This is a genomic window from Sorangium sp. So ce426 (assembly GCF_051475585.1).
Taxonomy (GTDB): Bacteria; Myxococcota_A; Polyangia; order Polyangiales; family Polyangiaceae; genus Sorangium; species Sorangium cellulosum_B.
Map to the genome: position 1 here is coordinate 5,736,171 of NZ_CP150341.1, position 23,222 is coordinate 5,759,392.

At 72.8% G+C, this 23,222-nt stretch carries 19 protein-coding genes and 1 tRNA gene; 9 read left to right on the forward strand and 11 right to left on the reverse strand.

The features are described from left to right. The first annotated feature begins 123 nt into the window (after positions 1 to 123). Positions 124 to 540 carry a hypothetical protein gene (locus tag WMF44_RS21345; protein ID WP_437300947.1) on the forward strand — a complete coding sequence of 139 codons (417 nt, stop codon included), beginning with the start codon at positions 124 to 126 and terminating at the stop codon, positions 538 to 540. Positions 541 to 618: 78 nt separating this feature from the next. Here WMF44_RS21345 and WMF44_RS21350 read toward each other — a convergent pair whose 3' ends face one another. Both WMF44_RS21350 and mutY read right to left on the reverse strand, forming a co-directional pair. Beyond that, positions 619 to 774: a hypothetical protein gene (locus WMF44_RS21350; protein WP_020736650.1), complete on the reverse strand. Its 156-nt coding sequence runs from the start codon at positions 772 to 774 to the stop codon at positions 619 to 621. Positions 775 to 1,155: 381 nt separating this feature from the next. Next, complete coding sequence (gene mutY / locus WMF44_RS21355) at positions 1,156 to 2,346, reverse strand: A/G-specific adenine glycosylase (RefSeq protein ID WP_437300948.1); 1,191 nt, start codon at positions 2,344 to 2,346, stop codon at positions 1,156 to 1,158. Between the two features lie 145 nt (positions 2,347 to 2,491). Between mutY and WMF44_RS21360 the strand changes: the two genes are divergently transcribed. The 4 genes from WMF44_RS21360 (at position 2,492) to WMF44_RS21375 (ending at position 5,865) form a co-directional block, all read left to right on the forward strand. Further along, a complete protein-coding gene (locus tag WMF44_RS21360; protein ID WP_437300949.1) occupies positions 2,492 to 3,280 on the forward strand; it encodes a hypothetical protein in 789 nt (262 codons plus the stop codon). A gap of 243 nt (positions 3,281 to 3,523) precedes the next feature. Next, complete coding sequence (locus tag WMF44_RS21365) at positions 3,524 to 4,030, forward strand: hypothetical protein (protein WP_012236567.1); 507 nt, start codon at positions 3,524 to 3,526, stop codon at positions 4,028 to 4,030. Continuing rightward, positions 4,027 to 4,515 carry a hypothetical protein gene (locus WMF44_RS21370; RefSeq protein WP_437300950.1) on the forward strand — a complete coding sequence of 163 codons (489 nt, stop codon included), beginning with the start codon at positions 4,027 to 4,029 and terminating at the stop codon, positions 4,513 to 4,515. The genes WMF44_RS21365 and WMF44_RS21370 overlap by 4 nt, the downstream gene beginning before the upstream one ends. A 159-nt stretch (positions 4,516 to 4,674) precedes the next feature. Beyond that, the gene (locus tag WMF44_RS21375) at positions 4,675 to 5,865 is read left to right on the forward strand and encodes a phosphodiester glycosidase family protein (RefSeq protein WP_437300951.1); all 1,191 of its coding nucleotides are present in this window, start codon (positions 4,675 to 4,677) and stop codon (positions 5,863 to 5,865) included. Between the two features lie 37 nt (positions 5,866 to 5,902). Here WMF44_RS21375 and WMF44_RS21380 read toward each other — a convergent pair whose 3' ends face one another. Then, the gene (locus WMF44_RS21380; protein WP_437300952.1) at positions 5,903 to 8,089 is read right to left on the reverse strand and encodes an ATP-binding protein; all 2,187 of its coding nucleotides are present in this window, start codon (positions 8,087 to 8,089) and stop codon (positions 5,903 to 5,905) included. A 25-nt stretch (positions 8,090 to 8,114) separates the two neighbouring features. Beyond that, positions 8,115 to 10,646, reverse strand: coding sequence for a hypothetical protein (locus WMF44_RS21385; protein ID WP_437300953.1), 2,532 nt, complete (start codon positions 10,644 to 10,646; stop codon positions 8,115 to 8,117). 297 nt (positions 10,647 to 10,943) lie between these two features. Between WMF44_RS21385 and WMF44_RS21390 the strand changes: the two genes are divergently transcribed. Beyond that, positions 10,944 to 12,449, forward strand: coding sequence for a serine/threonine-protein kinase (locus WMF44_RS21390; RefSeq protein WP_437300954.1), 1,506 nt, complete (start codon positions 10,944 to 10,946; stop codon positions 12,447 to 12,449). Positions 12,450 to 12,475: 26 nt separating this feature from the next. On the opposite strand, the gene WMF44_RS21395 is transcribed toward WMF44_RS21390, so the two are convergent. Then, positions 12,476 to 13,555 (reverse strand): hypothetical protein, encoded by a 1,080-nt coding sequence (locus WMF44_RS21395; protein ID WP_437300955.1) that lies wholly within the window; start codon positions 13,553 to 13,555, stop codon positions 12,476 to 12,478. A 252-nt stretch (positions 13,556 to 13,807) separates the two neighbouring features. Between WMF44_RS21395 and WMF44_RS21400 the strand changes: the two genes are divergently transcribed. Next, the gene (locus WMF44_RS21400) at positions 13,808 to 15,652 is read left to right on the forward strand and encodes a protein kinase domain-containing protein (RefSeq protein WP_437300956.1); all 1,845 of its coding nucleotides are present in this window, start codon (positions 13,808 to 13,810) and stop codon (positions 15,650 to 15,652) included. A 482-nt stretch (positions 15,653 to 16,134) separates the two neighbouring features. After that, positions 16,135 to 16,398, forward strand: coding sequence for a GlsB/YeaQ/YmgE family stress response membrane protein (locus WMF44_RS21405; RefSeq protein ID WP_437300957.1), 264 nt, complete (start codon positions 16,135 to 16,137; stop codon positions 16,396 to 16,398). On the opposite strand, the gene WMF44_RS21410 is transcribed toward WMF44_RS21405, so the two are convergent. The 5 genes from WMF44_RS21410 to WMF44_RS21430 form a co-directional block, all read right to left on the reverse strand. Next, positions 16,359 to 17,168, reverse strand: a complete 810-nt coding sequence (locus tag WMF44_RS21410; RefSeq protein ID WP_437300958.1) for a hypothetical protein — start codon at positions 17,166 to 17,168, stop codon at positions 16,359 to 16,361. The genes WMF44_RS21405 and WMF44_RS21410 overlap by 40 nt on opposite strands. Positions 17,169 to 17,314: 146 nt before the next feature. Further along, the gene (locus WMF44_RS21415) at positions 17,315 to 18,727 is read right to left on the reverse strand and encodes a serine/threonine-protein kinase (RefSeq protein WP_437300959.1); all 1,413 of its coding nucleotides are present in this window, start codon (positions 18,725 to 18,727) and stop codon (positions 17,315 to 17,317) included. Positions 18,728 to 19,115: 388 nt separating this feature from the next. After that, positions 19,116 to 20,564, reverse strand: a complete 1,449-nt coding sequence (locus WMF44_RS21420; RefSeq protein WP_437300960.1) for a flippase — start codon at positions 20,562 to 20,564, stop codon at positions 19,116 to 19,118. Between the two features lie 305 nt (positions 20,565 to 20,869). After that, positions 20,870 to 20,942 (reverse strand) — tRNA-Gly (locus WMF44_RS21425). Positions 20,943 to 21,122: 180 nt separating this feature from the next. Further along, complete coding sequence (locus tag WMF44_RS21430) at positions 21,123 to 21,665, reverse strand: hypothetical protein (protein WP_437300961.1); 543 nt, start codon at positions 21,663 to 21,665, stop codon at positions 21,123 to 21,125. Positions 21,666 to 21,928: 263 nt separating this feature from the next. Here WMF44_RS21430 and WMF44_RS21435 point away from each other — a divergent pair, with 263 nt between their 5' ends. Continuing rightward, a complete protein-coding gene (locus tag WMF44_RS21435) occupies positions 21,929 to 22,249 on the forward strand; it encodes a hypothetical protein (RefSeq protein ID WP_437300962.1) in 321 nt (106 codons plus the stop codon). A 242-nt stretch (positions 22,250 to 22,491) separates the two neighbouring features. Here WMF44_RS21435 and WMF44_RS21440 read toward each other — a convergent pair whose 3' ends face one another. Then, positions 22,492 to 23,130, reverse strand: coding sequence for a sterol desaturase family protein (locus WMF44_RS21440; RefSeq protein ID WP_437300963.1), 639 nt, complete (start codon positions 23,128 to 23,130; stop codon positions 22,492 to 22,494). Between the last annotated feature and the right edge of the window lie 92 nt (positions 23,131 to 23,222).

Sequence of the window (23,222 nt, forward strand, 5' to 3'; positions counted from 1 at the left end):
AGGCAAGGCACCGCCGCACAGCCGTCGGCGCTGCGCGCGCCGCGCGCCAGCGCGACGCGGCATCGAGAACGAGAAGATCGCAGCGAACCGGGAAGGCCCCGCAAGCCGGCCCATGAAGCCGCGATGTGGGCCGGCGCGAGCGAGCTGGACGAGCCGTTCGTCGACATGCTCGACGCAGCGGCGGCGCCGCCGCTGCGGGGCAAGGTGAACCCGCGCAGCGAGATCAGCGACGTGATCCCGACGCTCGACGACGAGGTCCGCGGCTACCACCACCACCCGAACGACGCCGGCAGCACCGAGTTCGAGGTGAACCCGGACGCCGCCGACGCCGCCGCCGATCTGGCGAGCGACCTCGGGGCGGAGTTCCTGGAAGGCGCGACGAGGGGCCAGGACATCAGCGACGTCGTGATGTCGCACGACGATGACGACGGCGATCTGCCCTACCTCCTGGAAGACGAGGACGTCGAGTCCGTAGAGCCGGACGCCGAAGGAGAGGACGAGCAACCGGTGACCCAGCGGATGCGGCGGCACGCGGGCTGACAGGCGGCGCGCGCCGCGCGTGACGGCCCGAGGCCGCGGCGCGCCGTCACGCACGGCGCGCGACGAGGTCTGGCCCGGTCACGCCTGACCGAGCACGGGCAGCTCCGCCACCACCTCTCCGTCGATGCGGATGAAGGCCAGCAGGCCTTCGTCCTCGTAGGCCAGCACATCGAGCACGATCCGCTCGCACAGCGGCAGCACGTACAGCGCTCCGTCGTCCGCCATCACCGTCATGGATCGCACAGGTGCGCTCGCCGTGGGCAGCGTCTCTGTGGTCCGTCGTCGCGCATCCATGTCGCTTGAGCTCCCAGGCTTGAATCGAGCTCCGGCCACCGCCGGCGCCGCGAGGCTAGAGGGCCTGCCCGTCACCTCACCAAGCGCCTTCCATGCCACGACGTCGGCGCAGCGGCGCCGGAGCCCCCGGCGTTCCACGGCGACATATGGCGTTCGCCCTAGCCCGCGCCGCTGCGTCGCTGCGGCTCAGCAGCAAGCGGCGCCGCCCCCCGCCCGCAGCGGAGCGCGGCGCGCCCGGAGCGCCGCAACACCGCGATTTCGAGCCGTCTCCGGCCTCGCCGACGGCCGAGGCGCGCAGGCGTTCAGCCCGCACGCGCGCGGTCATCGCGGTCTTCGCGCCGTTCCGGCGTCCGGCGCCGATGCGGCGGACAGGACCTTTCGCGCGAGCTTGGAAACGCCGATATCCAGCGCGCCCGGATCGAGCCACGCCGCCTTCTCGTAGGGGGAGGCAAGCTTTGCCCGGAAGCGCCAGGGGGCCGACACCTCGGCGCGCGCCACCGTCACGTCGAGGCGCCGGTGCGTGAGGATGTGGCGCACGCGGCCGACCTCGCGGAGCGCCGCGTCACGCGCGACGCCCACGAGCTCGAGGAGCGCGCGGGCGTCCGCGAGCGAGCGCGCCTCGACCATGGGCGGCTCCCAGAGCCCGCCGAAGAGACCTCCCTCGGCCCGCCGGGCGAAGAGCACGCGATCGCCTGACCGCACCACGGCGGCGACCATCGCGACCGCCGGGACGTCGCGTTTCGGGGCGATCACCGGCAGCTCCGCCTGCCGCCCCGTGGCGCGCGCGACGCACGCGCCGTCGACGGGGCAGGCATCGCAGCGGGGATTCCGGGGCGTGCACACGGTCGCGCCGAGCTCCATCAAGGCCTGGTTGAAGCGTCCGGGATGGACGCTGTCCGCCGAGCCCCGCACGAGGCGTTCGGCCGTGGACCAGAGCTTGCGCGTGCCCGAGGCGCTGCGGATGTCGTCGTCGATGCCCTCGATGCGGGAGAGCACCCGGGCGACGTTGCCGTCGACGAGCGGCACCGGCTGATCGTACGCGATGCTCGCGATCGCGCCCGCGGTGTACGCGCCGACGCCGGGCAGGGCGAGCAGCGCGGAGACGTCGCGAGGGAGCGCGCCGTCGTGGCGCGCGGTGACCTCGCGCGCGGCGAGGTGGAGCACGCGGGCGCGGCGGTAGTAACCGAGGCCGCTCCAGAGCGAGAGCACGTCGTCGATCTCGGCGGAGGCCAGGGCGAAGACCGTCGGGTAGCGGGCGAGGAAGCGCTCGTAGTACGGGATCACCGTCTCGACGCGGGTCTGCTGGAGCATCACCTCGCTCAGCCAGATCGCGTAGGGGTCGCGCGTCCTCCGCCACGGCAGGTCGCGCGCGACGCGGCCGAACCAGGCCTCGAGGGCGGCCGCGATCTCCCGGTCGCGCTCGCCCGGGTCCGGCGCTGCGGGCGGAGGGGCGCCAGCGCCCTGCTCACCGGACGAGGCGCGGCGGCGCGGCGGGCGAGACGTCGTCCTCACGCGCGAGGGGCCCTGCCTCCGCGCCGTCGACGCGGATCGCGCGGATCGCCGAGGTCGCACGGATCGCTGAGGTTGCGCGGCTGCCGCTCGCGGTGCTCAGAAAACGCTTCCATCGCGCGGGACTCTAGCGCAAGAGCCGACCGCGGTGTCGTCCCGGCGCCCCTGCCCACCCCAGCTGCTCCCCCGGGCAGCGCGCCTCTGCGCCGCGCTGATCCTCGGGCTCGTCGCGCCTGGGTGCCGCGACGAGCCGCGCCCCTGGGAGGGCAAGCCGGGCCCAGCGGTCGTGCTCTCGGCGGCGCCGACGCACCCAGCCGCGACGATCGGGACCGGCGGGCTCGCGGACGTCGACGCGGGACAGGGCGAGGGCGACGCCGGAGCGCGCACGGATCTCGATCTGCCGGTCCTCCCGGTGCGCGTCGGCGGTCCCTGGGTGCGCTGCTATGGGAACTTCAGGATCAGCGGCGATCCGCTGAAGGACGTGACGCGCCTGTCGCTGCTCTGCGGCCCTGAGAACGGCATGCGCCGGGTCTCGCCGAAGCCGATCGAAGGGCAGGTGGCCGAAGGCGGCGCGATCGTCACGGAGAAGCTGCAGGCGGTCCGGGGCGCGTGTTACCGGGTGTTCGCCGTCGGCGGACCGGGGGTCCTCAACCTGGACGTCGCCGTGCGGAGCAGCCGCGGGGCGATGATCGCCAGCGACGGCACCGAGGACGCATGGCCGATCGTCCAGCCGGATCGGCCCTTCTGCCCGCTCGAGGACGACAACGCCACCGTGGAGATCAGCGCCCGCCGCGGCAGCGGCCGGTTCGCAGCGGAGGTCTGGATGCTGAAATCCTACAAACGAGCGCGCCAAGGTGATGCCGGCACGGAAGCGGAAGCGAGCGAGGACGAGACGTACGAGATGAACAACGAGACGGACGCCTACGAGGAGCTCTGAGCTGGCGCCGCCTCGACCATCGCCCGATCCACGGACATCCGGGCGCCACGGTTTCCGTCCGGGTCACTGCAGTGTCCGCTGCGAGAGATCGAAGGCAGAGCTCTCTCGTCTGCCAGACGCGCGCGAAAGGCTCCCCATCGTCGTCAAAATCCGGCAGATCCATGGACCATGGCGCGACGCCGGCACCCTGCACGCACCCCTGCATTGACGTGGCCGCCCCGTCCCGCTAGGGGAGCCCGAGCCATGGCCGACGACACCGAGCCGCTCCGCGAGGACGAAGGGGACAAGGTGGAAGGCGAAGGCGAGAAGAAACGCCTCTTCGAGCGCGCTATCCCGGAGATCTTCAAGCGCGTGGTCGAGCGGGCCGTCGAGAGCGGCATCGACAAGCTCAGCGAGGGGCCCGAGAACCTCCGACACTTCGTGGGCGACCTCAAGCTGCCCAAAGAGGTCCTCCACTACCTCTATACCCAGATCGACGAGACCAAGAACGGTCTCTACCGGGTCGTCGCGAAGGAGATCCGGGATGTGCTCGAGCACACCCAGTTCGCGGACGAGATCACGAAGGTGCTGACGAAGCTCTCGTTCGAGATCAAGACCGAGATCCGCTTCATTCCCAACGAAGCGGCCAAGAGAGACGACAGCCAGGACGAGCCGAGGACCGGGTTGCCGAAGCCGGAGGTCACCGCTCAGGTGAACGTCAAAGACCGAAGCAAAGAGACCGGGCGAGACCGGCGCCGTGAGGAGAAGTGACGACGAAAAAGCTTAGGACGGGCGGCGAAGTCGACGCCTGGTGCACCAAGTGCCGCCTCGATCTTACCCATCGGATCATCGCGATGGTCGGCGACGTGGTGAAGAAGGTCGAGTGCAAGACCTGCATGTCGCACCACCTCTACCGCCAGCCGAAGAGCGAGCGGGAGAGCCGCGCGGCGGCGCGCGCCTCCGCTCGGAGCAGCAGCGAGCCGCGGGCCGCGTCGAGCTCGCCGCGCGGCGGCGCGGAGCGCCTCACGGCTGCCCAGCGCGCCGAGCGCGATCAGACGCTCGCCTGGGAGCGCGCCATCGCGGGACAGCCGTCCGGGGCGTTCAAGCCGTACCGCATCACGCTGACCTTCGGCGAGGGCGAGCTGATCCACCACAGCAAGTTCGGCGACGGCGTTGTCGCGAAGGTCATCGATCGGGGCAAGATCGAGATCCTGTTCAAGGATGGCCCTCGGACGATGGCGCACGGGCAGCCGTAACGAGCGCCGCCGCGCTCGCTCGAAGCCCGAAATTTGGGGCTGCCCGTGCGATCGGGTAGCCTCGGTATCGCCTTGGACAACCCTTCGCCCCCTTCTGCGAGCGGGTCCCTGCGCGGGCGGCGCTCCCGCGCTCGCTGGCCCGAGCGCGCGCTGCGTTGCGTGGCGCTCTGCGCGATCGCCGTCGAGGCGCTCTGGTACGGCATCCACGAGGTCCGCGGCTTCGGCCCGGCCCTCGCCGACGGCGTGCGCGCCGTGGTCGGTCCCGCGCCTGTCGCGTGGGCCGAGGACGTGGCCTACGGCGTCGCCGATCGGCTGAACCGGACCCTCTACCGCGACGCGGCCCCGAAGACGTTCTGGGAGCCCCCGCCCGCCGCCGCCGCGGAGGCCGTGGAGAGCGCCGAGGGCCCGAAGGCGGAGACGGTCACGTCGCCCGCCTCGTTCCAGCCGCCCTTCCCCGAGGTCGCGGCCACGGGCGACGGCGTCTGGACGCCGATCGGCGACAGCGCCGCCCGGCCCGGCGAGGCGCAGGTGCTCTGGAAGAGCGTCGTGCACCCCGACCCGAAGCGCGTGTTCGCGGCCATCGCCGTGGTGGCGATCGATCTCGGGCGCGTCGACCTCCGGCTTGTCGCGGGCACGAAGGAGCCGTTCTCGCCGGACGTCCCGGCAGAGCGGCGCCCTGGCCTCGTGCCAGGGGGCCACGCCTCGGAGCTCGTCGCCGCCTTCAACGGGGGCTTCAAGGCGATGCACGGCCACTACGGGATGATGCTTGACGGCGACACGTTCCTGCCGCCGCGCGACAGGGCGTGCACGATCGCGCTCTACCGCAGCGGCGCGGTGCGGATCCGGACCTGGCCCGAGCTGCGCGACGGCGAGGCCCGCATGGCCGCGTACCGGCAGACGCCGCCTTGCCTGGTCGAGCAGGGCGAGCTCCACCACGCGCTGTACGACTCGAACCGCGACTGGGGCGCGACGGTGAGCGGCGAGACGGTGATCCGACGCTCGGCGCTCGGCGTCGACGCGACAGGCAAGCTGCTCTTCTACGGGCTCGGCGAGGCCGTCACAGCCCGCAGCCTCGCCCGCGGGATGAAGGCCGCGGGCGCGCACGACGTGGCGGAGCTCGACGTCAACCACGCCTACCCCCGCTTCCTCCTGTACGGTCGCGGCGCGGACGGCGCGGGTCCGCGCGCCAGCTCGGCGCTGATCCCGGACGTGCAGTTCAAGCCCGAGGAGTACGTCGCGGAGCCGGCGCAGCGCGACTTCTTCTACCTGCGACGCCGCCGGCCGTCGGCGCCGCTCGGGATCGCCGATCCGGCGCCCGAGAGCGACGCCCTCGAGCGCGGCGGGCGGTGACCGCCGGCCCTCGCCGCGCCCGGAAGAGCGTGCGTCGCTAACGGCGATCGAGCAGGTCGCGCAGGCGCTGCGCGAGGGTCTCGGGGGTGAACGGCTTCTGCAGCAGCGCGAGCTCGCGATCGGGCTCGGCGCCCGCGAGGACGTCCTCGGCGTAGCCGGAGATGTACAGCACGCGGGCGCGCGGGTGGATCGCGACGGCGCGCTCGGCGAGCTCGCGGCCGTTCATGCCCGGCATCACGAGATCGGTGAGCAGGAGATCCACCGCGTCTTCCCCCTCCCGCGCGAGCATCGCCAGCGCTTCCTCGCCGCTCGCGGCCGAGAGCACGCCGTAGCCGCGCCGCTCGAGCACATCGACGATGAGCTTGCGGACTGCCTCGTCGTCCTCGACGACGAGCACCGTCTCGTCGCCGCCCGCCGGCGACGGCCGCGCGCGAGCGGGCGCCACCTCGGCGCGCTCCTCGACGCGCGGGAGGTAGACGCGGAACGTCGTGCCGCGCCCGAGCTCACTCTCGACCTCGATGAGCCCGCCGCTCTGGCTCACGATCCCGTACACCGTGGCGAGGCCCAGCCCCGTGCCCTTGCCTCGCGCCTTCGTCGTGAAGAACGGCTCGAACAGGTGCGAGAGCGTGTCGTGATCCATCCCGTTGCCGCTGTCGGTCACCGAGAGCACGACGTAGGGGGGGCCTCCAGCGGCGGGCGCGTCGTCGTCGTCGCGCTCCGCTGGCGCGAACGATCTCGCCGCCGGGCTCTCGCCAGGCTCGCCCAGGGAGGTCTCGACGACGAGCTTGCCGCCCCTCGGCATCGCGTCACGCGCGTTCACGACGAGGTTCAGGACGACCTGCTCCAGCTGGCTCTTGTCGACCCTGATCGAGCCGAGATCCCGGCCGACGTTCGTCTGCAGGTCGATGTCCTCGCCGATGAGGCGCTGCAGCATCGTCTGCATATCGAGCACCACCGCGTTGACGTCGAGCACCTCGCGCTGAAGCGCCTTGCGGCGGCTCATCGCGAGGAGCTGCCGCGTGAGCGCCGCGGCGCGCTCCCCGGCCTTCGTGACCTGGAGGGCGTCGCGCCGCAGCGCGCTGTCGGGCCCGAGGCGGCGGATGAGGAGCTCGCCGTAGCCGAGCATCACCATGAGCATGTTGTTGAAGTCGTGCGCGATGCCGCCGGCCAGCCGCCCGAGCGCCTCCATCTTCTGCGACTCGCGCGAGCGCTCCTCGCGCTGCCGGAGCGCCTCCTCGGTGCGCCGCCGCTCGGTGATGTCGCGGACGAGGACGAGGACGTGCCCCTCGAGGAACGGCATCACCCGCGCCTCGACGTGCCGCTCTCCGCCGGCGCTCGCGACGGCGTGCTCGAGCGCGACCACGGCGCCCGCCTCGTGAGCCTCCTGGCTCGCGCGCTCGAGCCGCTCCCCGAGCTCCAGGGGGAGCACCTCGGTCATGCGCTTGCCCGACAGCGCCTCCGCCGCGACGTGGAGCTCGGAGAGCCTCGGCTGGTTGTAGTCGACGATCCGCAGCTCGGCGTCGAGGCGGAAGCAGAGATCGGGGATGGCGTGAAACAGCGCGCGGAGCTCGCCCGCGGCGCGCGCGCCCTCCCGCTCGGCGCGCCACCGCTCGATGCTCTGCCCGATCTGGCTGCCCACGGACGCAAGGACGCGGAGCAGCTGCTCGTCGCCGCGGTGCGGGGCGCGGCTCCTCAGCTCGATCACCCCGGCGACGCGGGGGCCGCACGGGATCGGGACGGCGCACGCCGCGCGCTCCCAGCCCGGCGCGCGCGCGGCGTGCTCGACGACGTCGACGACGCCGCCCGCGCTGGCGCGGAACACCGGCGCGCCGCCCAGGAAGGCCTCGCCCACGAGGTCGGACTCGGCGGCGAGGGTCGGCCCCTGGCGGAGCACCTCCGCGAGCGCCTCGCCATCGCCGTGCGCCGCCGACCGGGCCTCGACGCAGCGGAGAGCGCTGGCTCTCGCCGCGGACCGCGGCGCGTCGCCCGCGGCGCTCGGCTCCGGCTCCGCGAGCCAGAGCGCGGCGACGTCCCAGCCGAGGTGGTCGATCAGCGCGGCGAGCACGCGCGGAGCAGCCTCCGCGAGCGAGGCCGCCTCGCGCAGCGCGCTCGTCGTCGCGAGGTGCGCGGCCAGCCGGGCCTCGGCCGGATGGACCTCGGCCAGGCCGCCTGGCGCTGCACCGGCGTGGACCTGCTCCCCGGGATCGAGATCGTCGTGTGGCACGTGAAGCCGCGGAGCCCCCATGCGCTCAGCCGCCGGTCTTCTCTGCTGCGCCGCTCTCGAGGTGGACCGTCCAGCAGACGGCGCCGGAGGCCGGCTCACCGCCGGGCGGCCCCACGCTGATCTCCGCGCGGGCCGGCCCGACGGCCCGGAGATAGAGCCGCTGTCCGACGGCGCCGCGCCCGAGCGCGCAGACAGCGCGGCGCACGCGCGGATCGTCCGCCGCGACCTCCCCCTCGTCGTCGGCGGCCATGAACAGGAGCTCGACCTCGGGCTTCAAGCAAGCGCCGACCTCCCGCCAGACGTCGTAGTCGACGGACGGATCCAGGACGTCGGCGAGCTGCCCGTGGCGGGCGCGCCCGACGCGGTAGCGGAACGCGTCGCGCTTCTCCGCGCGGAGCGTGGCCCCGATCCGATCGAACCGGAGCGACAGCGCGCCGAGCGCGGCCGCCATCTTCACGGTGGGCGCGCCCAGGTTGGCCTTGTCCGGCTCCTTGAAGCGGTGCACCTGCACGCCCGCCGGCAGCACGCCGGCGAGCAGCTCCGCGAAGCGCTGGTTCATCCCGAGGCGCCCGCCGAGCAGGATCCTGAGCCCCTGGTAAGGATCCGGCTCCCGCCCGATCTTCGCCACCGCGCCCTCGAGGTGCCGGCGGACCACCTCGACCCCGTCCCGGAACCACGCGTCGATCGCGCCGCCCAGCGCGCCGCGATCGATCGAGAGCGGCACGACGGCCGGCGCCCCGTCGAGCCCGACCAGCGAGAGCCGCTCCGCGACCTGCGCGCTCGGCCCCCCCTCGAGGAGAGGCCGCAGCAGCTCCTTGAGCGCCCACGCGTTGGCGCGCCCATCGGGGGACGGAGCGAGCAGATCTTCCGCGCCGTCGATCGGCTCCTCCTCGGGCGGGCGCTCGAAGGGGATCCGGCGATCGCGCATCGCGGCCTGGCTGGACGAGTACACCCTGTAGGCGATCCGGTGGAGGAGCCGCTCGCCCCCGAGCCAGGGGATCGCCGTGGGCTCGAGGTACTCGACCATCCGCTCCAGCCCCTCTGCGGCCTCGTGCGCTTTCGCGCTCCGCAGGATGCCGAAGGCGAGCCCCGCCTCGCTGGCCCCGGCGTCGATGACGCAGAACGGGACGCCGCCGTCCCGCGGCTGGATCCCGAACATCCGGAACGCCTGGACCGCATAGGCGATCGCGGACGGCCCTGCGTCGACGACCTGCAGGCCGTCGAGGTCGTGGTACTCGCAGAGGCCCGCGGGCAGGCTCCTGAACATGCCGCGGCGGAAGGCGACGAGCACGCTCTCGCGGCGCTCGGGCGACCAGCCCGTCGGCATCGTGATCGCGTAGCGCGTGGAGAGCCCCCGCGAGCGCTGGTTCAGGTGCAGGCCGACGTAGTACGCGTAGAGCTCCAGCGGATCGAACGGGTCGTGCGCGCCGATCCCTTCCTCGTCGATGATGGGCGGCGCCGGCTTCTTCAGCGCCTCGGTCGTGTCGGGGTCGCTCCTGCCCCGGAGGCGGAACGGCTCGCCGCGCTCGGTCCGCTCGCGCAGGAGCGGGAGGGCCGGCAGGGAGGCCGCGGCGCGCTCGTGGACGTCGGCGCCCGGCCGGACGCGCATGTCGCGCGCAGCGTGCCCGATGAGCACGTCGCCCCAGCGCGTCATGGGCAGGATCACCCGATCGCGCCACGCCTTCGTCGTCCGGGCCAGCGCCTCGAACGCGACCTCGCTCGGGTTCTCGTTGTCGGCGGACACCCGCAGCGGCGCGTCGGCGCCGATCCGGACGAACTCGGCGCCCCCGCGCTCGCCCCGGACGGCGACGACCGTCGACGCCGCGCCGATGTCCACGGCGACCCAGTCGGCGCGCACGTCGAGCCGCGGATCGCGCCGCTTCACCTCGGGCGGGATCGGGTCCTTGTCGGTCTTTCCAGTGCGGCGGTGCAGCCCGACCACGCGGCCCTGTCGGAGGATGGCGATGGACGTCGCGCCGAGGAAGCGCGCGCCGGTCCAGAAGCCCTGCGCTGGATCGACCAGCGTCGTCCCCTTCACCGGATCGAGGTTCGCGACGACCTTCGGGAAGAAGTCCGCGATGTGCTCCGGCGAGGCCACCCCGTCGTAGCGCTCGACCTTGATCGGCGGCGAGTAGTAGTTCTGGAGCCCTTCACCGTAGATGCGCGGACTGACCTGGATCAGCTTCAGATAGGGGATCGGGCAAGACTGCTCGTCCAGGCGGAACTCCTGGTAGAGCGAGGTCGGGGCGACCGAGTTCTCCATCTCGGGCGCGATGCGAGGCACGCTCGCGCTCATCTCGGTGCCGAAGTACATGAACTTCGTGCCGGCGCCCCCGGTGAAGGCGGCAATCCTGACCTCGTTGAACGTCGCCTGCCCGACGATGAGCGGCGGTAACGCGATCACGTAATCGAGCACCAGCGTCGTGAGCCAAGGTTGGTCGAAGAGGCGCGATTCCCAGCGCATGACGAGCGTCGGGAACGCGCGGCCCTCGAGGGAGACGATCTTCTCCGCCTCGCGAACCAGCGCACCATCGACGGACAGCTCGTAAACCGGCATACGTGGGCGACGTTATCACGAAGATCCCCTGCGCCGGCCCGGGGATCGCGAGAGCGGGGCGTTCGTTCGTTGTCAGGCGCTCAGCCGCTCAGCCGCTCGGGCGGCCGCGCGCCCACGCCATCGATCCTCGTGTGGGGCCTCGTGTGGGGCCTCGTGTGGGGCCTCGTGTGGGCGTCCACGCCGCACGGCGGCGGGTGAAGGCGACGCCCGTCGTCGCTCCGCGAGGGCGTAGGCCGGCCTCCAGCGACCGTGCTAGCCTGGCGGCGTGATTTGCTTCTCCGGACCGGGAACGCTGTCATGAATCCGTTGGTCGGCGAGATCATCGACGGCAAGTACCGGATCGTCCGGCTGCTCGGCCAGGGGGGCATGGGCGCGGTCTTCGAAGGCGAGAACTTGCGCATCCGGCGCCGCGTCGCCATCAAGCTGCTGCACGCGAGCATCTCGAGCCAGGCCGAGTCCGTCGCGCGCTTCGAGCGCGAGGCCCAGGCCGCGGCGCGCATCGGCTCCGATCACATCTGCGAGGTGCTCGACCTCGGCGTGCTGCAGGACGGCACGCGGTACATGGTCATGGAGTACCTCGAGGGAGAGACCCTCGGGGCCAAGATCGAGCGGATGGGGCGGCTCGGGCCCGAGATCACGGTGCCGATCATGGTGCAGGTGCTCGAGGCGCTCGGCGCCGCGCACGCCGCGGGGATCATCCACCGCGATCTCAAGCCCGACAACATCTTCGTCATCCCGTCGAAGGCCGGCCTCAGCAACTTCGTGAAGGTGCTCGATTTCGGCGTCTCGAAGTTCTCGCAGCTCGCCGGCGCGGAGATGAGCATGACGCGCACGGGCGCGGTGGTCGGGACGCCGTACTACATGTCGCCCGAGCAGGCGCGCGGCTCCAGCCCCGTGGATCAGCGGACCGACATCTACGCCATGGGCGTCCTGCTCTTCCAGGCGACGACCGGTCAGGTGCCGTTCGATGCGGCGACCTTCAACGAGCTGCTCTTCAAGATCGTGCTCGAGCCGGCCCCCCTGCCCCAGCAGCTCGTGCCCGACCTCGACGCCGAGTTCTCCGGGATCATCCAGAAGGCGATGGCGCGCGAGCCGGGGGGCCGCTTCCAGAGCTGCGCGGAGTTCAAGAACGCGCTCCTCGCCTGGGCCGCAGCGCGGCCCAGCCTGGCCTTGCTGACCACGGGGCGGACGTCCTTCCCCCGGCTGTCGCTGCCGTCCCAGCCCGAGACGGCGACCCCTCCGCCCACCCGCACCGAGCCGCCGTGGGGTGGCCAGAATGCGCCGGCCGTGCCCGGCATGGGCCAGACGCCGCAGCTGACCGCGAACTCGTGGGGCGCCTCGTCAGGGGTCACGGGCCGCTCGACGCGCCCGCCGTCCAGGATGCCGCTCCTCGCCGCGATCGCCGGGGCGGCCAGCTTGTTCGGCGCCGGCGTCGCCGTCTGGCTCGCCTTCGGACACAGCGGGACGACGGGCGCGGCGACCGCGGATCCGAGCGCCGTCGCCGCGACGGTCATCCCGGCGCCCTCGCCCCCTCCGCCCCCTCCACCGACCGTCCCGCCGCCCGAGCCCATCGTCACCGCGAGCGCCACGGCCGCAGCGCCCGCTCCGCCCGTCACCGCCGAGCCCGTCGCGGCGCCGGCGGCCTCCTCGGCCCAGGTGAAGCCGCCCCCGCCGCGCCCACAGCCTCCTCAGACGAGGCCATTGCCCGTCACGAAGCCGCCGCAGACGACGCCGTCGACGAAGCCGACCACGTCGCCCCAGAAGCCGCAGAAGCCGGGCGTCCCGGGCGACTTCGGCTACTGACGCCCGCGCCGCGCAGCGCGCTCGGATCAGAACGCGCCGCGCACCCCGAGCCCTGTTGGCGTTACATAGGGGGCGATCCAGGCGGAGCTCGAGGGCTCCGGCTTGGACGTCAGCTCCAGTACGAGCAGCGTCACACCACCGGCGAGCAGCACGCCGCCCCCGACGAGACCGACCGCGCCGATCGTCTGCTGTGACGCGGCGTCGGCGTCGAGCGATTTGATCTGGGCCTGGATCGCCGGGCCGCACTCCGTGCCGGCAGTGCTCTGCGATTCGCACCCACGCGCGGCGCTGAGATCGTTCGCTTCTTTTTGCGTCCCGCTGCTCTTGGCCAGGAACACCGAGCCCACCACGACACCGCCGAGCCCGAGCGCCGTGGCCGCGATGCCTCCGCCCAGCATCGCCGCGTTCGTCTTTCGCTCCGGGGTGCCAGGCGGGGCGACAGGGGGGACCTCGGTCTGCCCACCGCCCCAGGTGCCCTGCCCTTCGACCGCGCCTCCCGGCGGGGGGACCACGGCCGGGCCTTCCGGGACCGGGATCTTCAGCTCCTTGCGCTCGCCGTCGCCGATGGTGACCCCCTGCTCGATCGGCGCGAGGCTCGGCGGAACCACGGTGACCACGTGATTGCCCGGATCGATCGGGCGATGCACGCCGAGCAGCGCGTCCGCGACCGGCTGGCCGTCCAGCTTCACGCCGATCTTCCGGCCGGCGGCGCCCTCCAGCGCGATGCGCAGCGACGCGATCCTGGGCTCGATCGCGGCGAGCTCCTCCCGCGCGTCCTGCTGCGCCCTCTTGAAGGGAGACGGCGCGGTGGGCGGGAGCTCCTCGCGGACGATCCTCAGGTAGGTCTCCTTCGCGGCGACGAGCCGGCCGAGGCGCACCTGCGCGCGCGCGATCAGCAGGAGGTGCGTCGGAGCGTGCACGAGCGCCTCGGCGCGACCCAGCAGATCGATCGCCTCCTCGAAGCGGCCGGACGTGAACGATTCGGCGCCCTGTGTGGCCAGCGACCGGGCCGCTGCTCTGTCCTGGTCCGACTGCGCATGGGCCTCGCCTGTCGGGAGCAGCAGGAACAGCGCCGCAGCGAACGGAACGCATCGTCTCAAGAGCACTCAGGCCTCCTCGCGCGCCACGCTATCACACGCCGTCGACAACGGAACAAATCAGCCCTCGCGGCGCCGCTGCCCGGGCGGAGGCAAGGTTTTCCCGGGCGAAATGCGCGCGGCGCGCGGGCCGCTCCGAGCCGCGCCGCGAGCGCCGGCGCAGGGCGCCCGCGGCGCGGCCGCGCCCGACGCTCCGTCTCGCGGCCGCTGTGAACCGTCCGCACAGCGCGATGGCACCCATTCTGCTGCGTGGAACGCGCCATGGATTGCCTCCGCGCCTCCGCGCCCCTCGACGCGGGACTCCCGTCCTCGGAGCGATTCCTCAGGGGACGCCTTCTCGGGGGGCGGTACCTCGTCGAGCAGATGATCGGCGCCGGCGCGATGGGGCGCGTCTACCGCGCGCGGCACCTCGGGCTCGGGCGCGCGTGCGCGGTGAAGGTCATCCACGAGCGCGTCGCCGCGCCGCGCGTGGGCGGCGGAGCGAGCCGCCGCGTCTGCACGACGCGCGTCGCCGCGTCGCCGCGCGGCGAGGGCGCCGTCCACCGAGGATCGAGCGGCGTGAGCGAGAGGTCGCGCTCCGACGAGAGGTCGCGCTCCGGCGGCGTCCGCGCCGGCGACGCGGTGCTGAGGTTCCATGTCGAAGCGCTGGCGGCGAGCCGGCTCGATCACCCGAACATCGTGCGCGTCCTCGACTTCGGCTGCGAGCCGGTGAGCCTGCACGGCGCGCTCGGCGCGAGCGCTGACGGACATGAGGCGACCCCGCCCAGCCTCTGGTACCTGGTCACCGAGCACCTCGACGGCGAGGACCTCATCGACCTCCTGAACGCCGCGCCGATCCTGCCCCCGGAGCGCATCGTCTCGATCATGCGCCAGCTGTGCTCCGCGCTGCAGCACGCCCACGACGCGGGCGTCATCCACCGCGACGTCAAGCCCGAGAACATCCGCCTGGTGCCCCGCATCGACGACGACGGGGCGCCGTTCGAGCAGGTGAAGCTCCTCGACTTCGGGACGGCGAAGCTGCTCCACGACGACCGCTCCGGCGCGTTCGGCGGCTCGCCCCTGCTCCCCGTGCCCGACGAGGACGACGGCAGGCTCGTCATCGGAACCCCCGCCTACATGAGCCCGGAGCAAGCCGCAGGGCAGCGTGTCGACGCGCGGAGCGACGTCTACGCGTGCGGCGTGCTGCTCTTCGAGATGGCAACGGGGCGGCTCCCCTTCGAGCGCCCGACGCCCGTCGCGCTCGCCGCCGCGCACGTCGAGTCCCCCCCGCCCCGACCGAGCGCGCTCCATCCGGCGTTCGATCCGGATCTGGAGGCGCTGATCCTCCAGTGCCTGCGCAAAAATCCAGAGGATCGCCCGCAGAGCGCGCGGGCGCTGCGCGAGGCGCTCGGGCACATCGCGCTCCGCCGGGCGCGCTCCGCCGCCGACGAGCAGGCCGCGCTCGGCGGCTCTCCGCGCCCCTCGGAGAGCGCGCGCCCAGCGACGGCGTCCTCGTCGCGCAGGAGGTCCTCCGCGGAGGACGCCGCCACGGCGCGCTCCGCGGGAGCCTCGACATGGGTGGGCTATCGCTCGCCGTCTCTGCCGGAGGGCGCGCACCTCGATCGGCCCTGCTCTCCCCCGACCACGCGGCGAGACGACTCGTCCGCTCCAACGTGGGTCGGCCATCGCTCCACGCCTTGCCCCCCGGCTGCGCTCGTCGAGGCGGCCTCACCCCCGGCGCCGGATGGCGCGCCGCCGGTGGACGCGGCACCCCCGCCCGCCGAGGCGTCGCCTCCCGCGCACGCTCCGGCCAGCGCCCTGCGCGCTCCGGCGCTCGATCCGCTCTCCTTGCTTCGAGCGCACCGATCCAGCGGATCGCGGAGCCTGGTCGCGCTGCGCCGACGCCGGCGCGGGCGTCTCGCTCCGGTCGTGATCGGCACCGTCGCTGCCACGGTGCTCGGCGGATCGCTGTGCCTGCTCTTCAACGCTGCAAGCGCCGCGCTCGCCACGCTCACCTCGCCATCGCCAGAGCGCGACGGCGAGGCGCCCCCGACCGCCGAGGGGCGCGCGTGGCCGGCGCGCGCCCCGGAGCCGGACCCCGCCTGCCCTTCCGGACCACCACGGTGAACGCCCCAGCCGGGCCGCACGCCGGGTCCGCGGCGCTGCTCGTGGGCGCGCGTCGCGGGCGCGGGTACGCACCGGGACACGGCGGGCCAACGGGCCCGGGCGACGCGCCAGCGCCTGCCCACGCGACGCCAGCTCGGAGCGATCGAGGAACGACGACAAGCAGACCGACGGCGAGGGCCGAGGCGCGCGCGGTGCGAACGAAGCGCTCACCCCGCGCCCCGAGCGCGCCGAGCGCGCCGCGATCCTCGATCTCGCGCGCGCCGCTGCGCGCCGATGTACAGCCGATGCCCAGCGCAGCGCGCCCGATGGCGACGCAGTTCACGCTGGCCACCGGGTCTCCGCTTCATGGCGGTGCGAACGGAGCTCACCGCGCGCGGCACGTCGTCTGCAGACGCTGAGCCGGACGAAACGCTGGACGCTGGCCTCCACATCGACGCGGGAGGACGGGCCTCGGCGTCACGCGGTGTCGAGAGGAGCGAACCATGTCCGTGCTGTTGTGGATCCTGTTTGGCCTCATCGTCGGCGTCATCGCCAAGCTGCTGACCCCTGGCCGCGACCCGGGCGGCTTCGTGATCACGGCGCTGCTGGGCGTGGCCGGCTCCTTGCTCGGCGGCTTCGTCGGCCGGGCGCTGGGGCTCTATCCGTCGTATCAGTCGAGCGGCGGCTTCTTCACGTCGATCCTGGGCGCCATCGTCATCCTCGCCATCTACAACGCGACGATCGGCCGGCGAGCGACGAGGCCCTGAGCGCCCCCGCCATCGACGGGCTCGCCCCGCCGCGAGGCAGAGAGCTGCCCGAGCAGCGCGGCGGCAGGCACCACGCGGGCCGGCGCGGCGCGCCGATCCAGGCGGAAATCGAGCGCGACGTCCGGCGGCAGCGGCCGGATGGCGCCCGCGCCGAAGCAGCGGTGATAGGCGAGATCGCCCGGCCCCGCGCCCCGCCCGCCGAGCTGGTGGCTCCACCACCGCGAGTAGACGGTAGGGCGTTCGGGATCGATCGAGAGTAGATCCGAGCGCTCGAGCCGCACCTCGCCGTGATCACCGCGGTCCGCTGCGCCGTGCTTGGCGGTGAGCCGCCCCCCCTCGCCGACGCTGTAGACGATCCTGAACCCCTCGACATCGCCCTTGCCGTAGACGGCGCGCTGGACCCCCGGAGCGAAGAGCAGCGCGTGCGTGTAGACGAGGTCCACCGCGAGCGCGGGCAGCACGGTCCAGGTCAGCCAGTTGTTGCCCCACGGCCGCTCCTCCGAGAAGAACGCGTAATAACCAACGGAGACCTCGCCGTGCTCTCCGACCGAGCTGCGGTAGTACAGGACGTCGCCGAGCTCGCCCGCGCTCGCGACCGTCGATCCGACACAGATCGGCTGCCGCTCGATGGCCGCGCCGAGCTCCGTCGGCTCCGCCGGCGCGCCGGCGACCGGGCACGGCAGCGCGCTCCCGCTCGTGAAGCTCGCGACGAGGGGGACAGCCAGCGCAGCGATCGGGAGGGAACGGCTCAGGGGATTCCGGACGGGCATCAGGCCGGACTAGGCTAGCGAGCCCGTCGCTATCCGCGCCAACACCAACGGCCGTTCGCGTTCGACGCCTCACGAGCACGGCGCCGAATGGAGATCTCCCAGGTCTCGCGGCTCTCCGCGCCGCGGCGCCGGCGCTGGAGCGCTCGTCAGTCGCGGGGCGCGCCGCGGCTCGCCGGCGCAACGCCGCCGTCGAACGCGCCGATCGCCCTGCCGGCGAGCGCCCCTGCGGCGAAGGTCACCGCCGCGATCACGAGCCAGGGCAGGAGCCGAGCGCGCCGCAGCGGGCGCGCGTCCCTCCAGTCCGGCGTGACGGCGCTCCTGGCCTCGCTGCGCTCGCTCTCTTCTTCCGGCGCAGATTCCGGCGCAGATTCCGGCGCAGATTCCGGCGCAGCGGGGCGCGCGTCCGTCCCGCGCAGCGTTGGCGTCACCTCGCCGCGATCGTCCCCTGAGCGGCCCGCGGCGATCCGCCGCGCGCCCGTGCGCCCGCGAGCCCCGGCGGATCTCCGGCAGCCCCGCACGAGCAGCGACCGGTGCCGATCGCGCCCGCTCGCGACCTCGCGCACGAGCGCGGCGATCTCCTGGCCCGCGAGCAGCCCGCGCTCGCTCGAGCTCGGCTCGTCGCCGCCGCTCGGCGCTCGGCGCAGCGAGGCGAGCACCTCGGCGAGCGCCTCTTCCATCTGCGCCGCGGTCTCGAAGCGGCCCTCGGGATCGCGCGCGAGCGCGCGCCGGATCGCCTCCTCGAGCAGCGCCGGACACGCAGGGCGGAGCGGCGCGATCGCCGGCACCTCGCCGGAGAGCACCGCGCCCATCGTCGCGCCGTCGTCCTTGCGGTGGAACAGGCGGCGCGCCGTCAGCAGCTCGAAGAGGATCACGCCGACCGCGAAGAGATCGGCCCGCGCGTCGACCCTCTGCCCGCGCAGCTGCTCGGGCGCCACATAGCCGAGCTTCCCCTTCACCGTGCCGCCGCCGCTCGACGGGGCCGCCTCGTCGGACGAGCACGGGGAGCCGAAGGGGCCGGCCTCTTCCGCGCCGCTCATCCCCGTCATCTGCGCGACGCCGAAGTCGATGAGCTTGATCTCCCCCTCGAGCGAGAGGAGCACGTTCTGCGGGCTCACGTCGCGGTGCACGAGGCCGACGAGCTTCCCGCCGTCGTCGCGGAGCCCGTGCGCGTGCCCGAGCGCCCGCAGCACGCCCAGGCCGATCTCGATGGCCGCCTCGAGCGGGAACGGCCGCCCCTCCGCGAAGAGAGCGCGCGCGGCGGCGGCCAGATCGCAGCCCGGGACGTACTCGATCACGAGGTGATGGCGTCCTTCGTGAACGACGAAGTCGTGGAACCGGATCACGTTGGGGTGCTGGAGCCGGGCGCTGATCCAGGCCTCCCAGAGGAACATCCGCACGATCGACGGATCTCGCCTCGCCTCGGGGCGAAGACGCTTCACGACGACGGGGTGGGTGATACCTGCCGGCCCGCGCCGGCACGCGAGGAACAGCTCCGCCATGCCGCCCGCCGACAGGCGCGCGAGCAACGCGTAGCCGCCGTCGCCCATGGGCAGGTCCATCTCTCGATATCTCCACGGCAGCCCAGCCGCGCCCCCCTCGCTTCGCGCCGGCATCCCGAACGCGCGAAGCGAGGACGGCCGCCGCGCCATCCACTGCCGGAGTCGCCCCACCCCGGCCAGCCCCCGGACTTGCCCGCGCCGCCACATCGCGCCTTCGCTATTCACGCTGCATGCCACGGAAAGCGCCGCGGCAGCGTCACCTCCGAGCCATGGCCATCGCGCGGTGCTGCGTGGATCCCGCCGGATGAGAGCGCATGTCGGCAGCCGCAGAGACCCACGGCGAGCGCAGCTCCCGGCGGAAAATGCGGAAAACTCGATGACCCCATGCTCCACACAGCGGCGCAGAGGGGCGCGCGCGGCGCCGGGCCCGCCCGCGATGGAACGCTTGTCAGGCCACGGTGGCGGGTGAGGCGCGGACGCGGCGCGCGAGCAGCGCGCGCAGCTCGCGGAAGGAGACGACGCGCAACGCGAGGAGGAGGACGGCGTAGACGGCGACGCCCACCGCGATCGACGCCCACATGCCGGCGAGGACGCGCGTGACGTAGGCCGCGGTGACCATGACCGCCGTCGCGGCGAGGACCGCGAGGATGCGGCCGAGCTCCACGACGTGGGCCCAGCGCGCGGAGATGCCCCACGACGCGATCAGCGCGCCGGCGCTCACGGCCAGCGTCGCGCACGCGGCGCCCATGGCGCGGTAGCGCGGCAGGAGGAGCAGGTTCAGCGCGACGTCGGCGACGAGCGCCAGCGCGAGCAGCTTCACCATCGCGACCTCGCGCTTCGCCGCGAGCAGCGGCAGCGTCACGACCTGGAACGCGAACGTCACGGGGACGGCGCACGCGAGGATCCGGAGGACGTCGGCCGCGGGGGCGTAGTCGCCCGCGCCTCCGTAGACGAGCTGGATGACGTCCGGCGCGAGCAGGAAGATGCCGGCGGCGACGGGCAGCCCGAAGAGCGCGGCGACGAGCATGCAACCGCCGTAGAGGCGCCCGAACGCGTCGCGATCCTGGACGTAGAGGCGCATGCCCGCCGCGAAGGCGGCGCCGAGCAGGACGTCGGGGAGCATCCTGAAGTTCTCGCTCAGCACCCAGGCCGCGCTGAAGACCCCGACGGCTTCCTCGTCGCAGAGGGCGCGGAGCATGACGCGGTCGATCTGGAGCAGCGCGCTCGAGAGCGCCCCGAGCGCGCCGATCGGCAGGCTGCGCTTCGCGATCTGCCAGAGCTCTGCGGGCGGCGTCGTGAGCTCGGGCCGGTAGAGGCGGGCGCGGAGGTAATGCGAGGTGATGGCGAGCTCCAGCACGTTGCCGAGCAGGAACGCCACGGCCGCGGCGACGACGCCGAAGCCGAGCGCGAGCAAGGCCGCCGAGAGCGCGATGACGAACAGCCGCGCGCCGAGCTCCGCGTACAGGATGTACTGGAACCGCTCGTGGGCCTCGAACGAGAGCCACATGGTCGAGTAGAGCAGCGTCGCCAGCTGGGAAGCCGCGGCGAGCACGATGAGCTGCGCGCCGAGCCCCGAGCGCGTCGCCAGCACGACGGCCACGGTCGCGCCGAGCACCACCGTCCCGGTCACGCCCCGGATGGCGAGCGCCGCGCCGAGGTGACGCGGCCCGAGCTCGGGCTTCACGGCGACCTCCCGGGCCAGGTATCCCCTCACCCCGACGCCGGCGGCGATCGTGACGATCCCCGCGATCGCGAGCGACGCCTGGAACTCCCCCCAGGCGGCGACCCCCACCTTCCGCGCGAGATAGCCGACGAACACGACGCCAAGGACGGCCATGATCGCCTGCTTCAGGAGCATCAGCGCCGCGTTCAGCGCGATGCGCCGGCCATCCTTCATGAACACCTCCCGGTGTCCCCATGCTGTCGGGCACCGCTGTGCGCGCAGCGGGACCGGCCCCGATTCGAGCGTCGTGCGCCCCCAGAGCGCGTCCGTCTCGCGCAGCGAGCGCTGCCCGGTGGCGCGAGCGCAGGCGCTCGCTCAGCGAGCGCCGTCGCCCGAGCTCAGCACGAAGCGCCGTCCGAGACGCGGCTCGATCACGAAGCGCCGCTTGAAACGGCGCGCCGACACGAGGCGTCCGTCAACCTCGAAGCACCCGAGGTGCAGGAGGATCGCCAGCGCAAAATGGGGTCGGCGATCCTCGGAGCGGGACACGGGATTCGAACCCGCGACCCTCAGCTTGGGAAGCTGATGCTCTACCAACTGAGCTAGTCCCGCGCGAGGTGGAGGAAGCTTCTACCGAATCCGGGGCCGCTTAGCAACCCCTTCATTTCGTTTTCGATCCCGACGTCGTCACGTCGTCACGTCGTCACGTTTCGCCCGGAGGCGGGGCTCGGCGCCCTCTCCCAGCCGCGCCGCTACCGGCCCAGCCGCGCCGCTACCGGCCCAGCCGCGCCGCTACCGGCGCACGCGCGCGCGGAGCGCCGGCGCGGCGAGCGCCTCGCCCGGCAGCGGCGAGCGCGCGCGGATGGCGCTGTCGCAGTCGCTGGTCGCCGCCGCGATCGCGCTGGAGATCTCGATCGTGCCCGCGTCCGGCGGGATCCAGGGCAGCTGGTGCAGGATGGGCCTGTCCGGCGGCAGCCAGCGCAGGCTCCGCGTGACGAGCACGACCGGGTGATTGCTGTCCACGAGCTCGCTCGCGAGGCGCGCGCCGCCGAGCGGCGCCGGCGGAAGATCCAGGCAGACGAGGCACGCGTCGAACCGTTCGGTCGCCGACGCGAGCAGGGCGTCGTCGATGGACGAGGCGTCCACGATCTCGACGTTCGTCAGCGCCCCCTCGATCGCGCGGGCGAGCGCGTCGCAGGTCGCGGCGCGGGCGTCGTGCGCAAGCAGGATCCTGAGGCCGCGCACCGAGCGCGGCCCAGGCCGGCGGGCCTCGACGACCTGCAACCTGCCCGAGGGCGGCGTCTCGCGCTCACGAGGTGCACGTCGAACGGTCATGGACTCCCCTTCCTCAGCTACACCAGGGCAACCGTGCCCCAGGCTAACACCCCTTGAGCTCAAACTGACCAACCTTTATATGAGGGCGCGCTTCTTTCCTCGTCGCCGGTTCTAGGTTCTCGTTCGTCTCGGTCTCGTTCTCGTTCGTCTCGGTCTCGTTCGTCGCGTCTCGGTTCTCGGTTCGCAGCCGCGACGCCCGCAAGCACGCCGCGACGCGGCATGCCAGCAAGGTCTACGGAAACATCTACGAAGGACGGTCACGCATGAGTCGGTTTCTCATCTCCACTCCTTGCGAGTGCCAGGCAAGCCTGTCAGCCACCCTGGACGAGCACCGGCACGTCACCGCCGGGTGGGCCACCCGGAGTCCCCGCGGCCGGTCGGCCGCCGGTGAAGCCGACAAGGAGCTCGCGCCGGCGCACAGCATCAACGCTCACCTCGACCGGTTCGATGTGGCGTGGTTGTGCCCCTACTGCGGGCGCAACACGCTCCGCACCTTCGATGCGGGCGCCATGAGGCGGCTGCCTGCGTCGAGCGCGTCGCCTGCGGCAGGGCTCGTTCCTCCCGGCACCACCTCCTCGCCGTGAGGCCCCCGATGCGCCGCGACCTCCTCGGTCCGCGCGTCGCGCAGATCCATCCGCAGCGCGCATGAGCCTGGGCAGGCGCCGTGCGATCGCGGCCGCGCGGCGCTGCTGCGCAGCATCTCCCGCGCAGGCGCAAGCGTCCGGGCGCGACCGCTTCATGGCCCCTCAACCCGCCGCGCTCCGGGCCCATTCCCACCCTGTCGACGATCAGCGCCGGCGCGCTCCGGAGCGCGCCGCTGTCCCGCTCAGCTGCCTTTTCCCGCCTGCGACGTGCCCATCGTGCCGAAGACCCAGTCCCAGAGCGGCGACGAAACGCCCCACCGGGCATTTTCTCCCGTGTGGTGATGGACCATGTGATGGCGCTTGATCCACTTCCCCCAGCGCGAGCTCATCCGGAAGTGATGAATGGCATAGTGCGTACCGTCGTACGCCAGGTATCCGAGGCCGAAGCCGATGAACAGCGGATCCGCCGGAACAGGGCCACAGACGACGCGAAACAGCGTGTAGAACGCGATGCCGAGGGGGATGCTCGCGCCGAGCGGCATCACCAGCCGGTCCGCATCTTGCGGGAAATCATGGTGCACCCCGTGGAGAACGAAATGCATCCGGCGCTGCCATAGGCGCGGCCCGACGTAGTGAAACACGTATCGGTGCAGGACATACTCGGCGAACGTCCATAGAAACAGGCCGACCAGTACGAGCCCGAGCCCGGTCAGGAGGCCGACATCATGCCGGGCGGCGCGCACGCCCAGATAGCCGTAGACCGGCAGCCAGAAGACGAACGGTGTGATCGGATGGATCCGCGAAAACCGCTCGATGAGCGGCGTCTCGAACATTTGGCATGTCGCTGGACGCGCGGTGCGCTCGGTGGAGGTGACGGTCATCGTGCACCCCTGGTACCGCATTTATCCATTGTCGGCCAGCGGTAGGGCCGGCGCCCAACGGCCCGCTGGACACCGGGAAATGACCATGATCC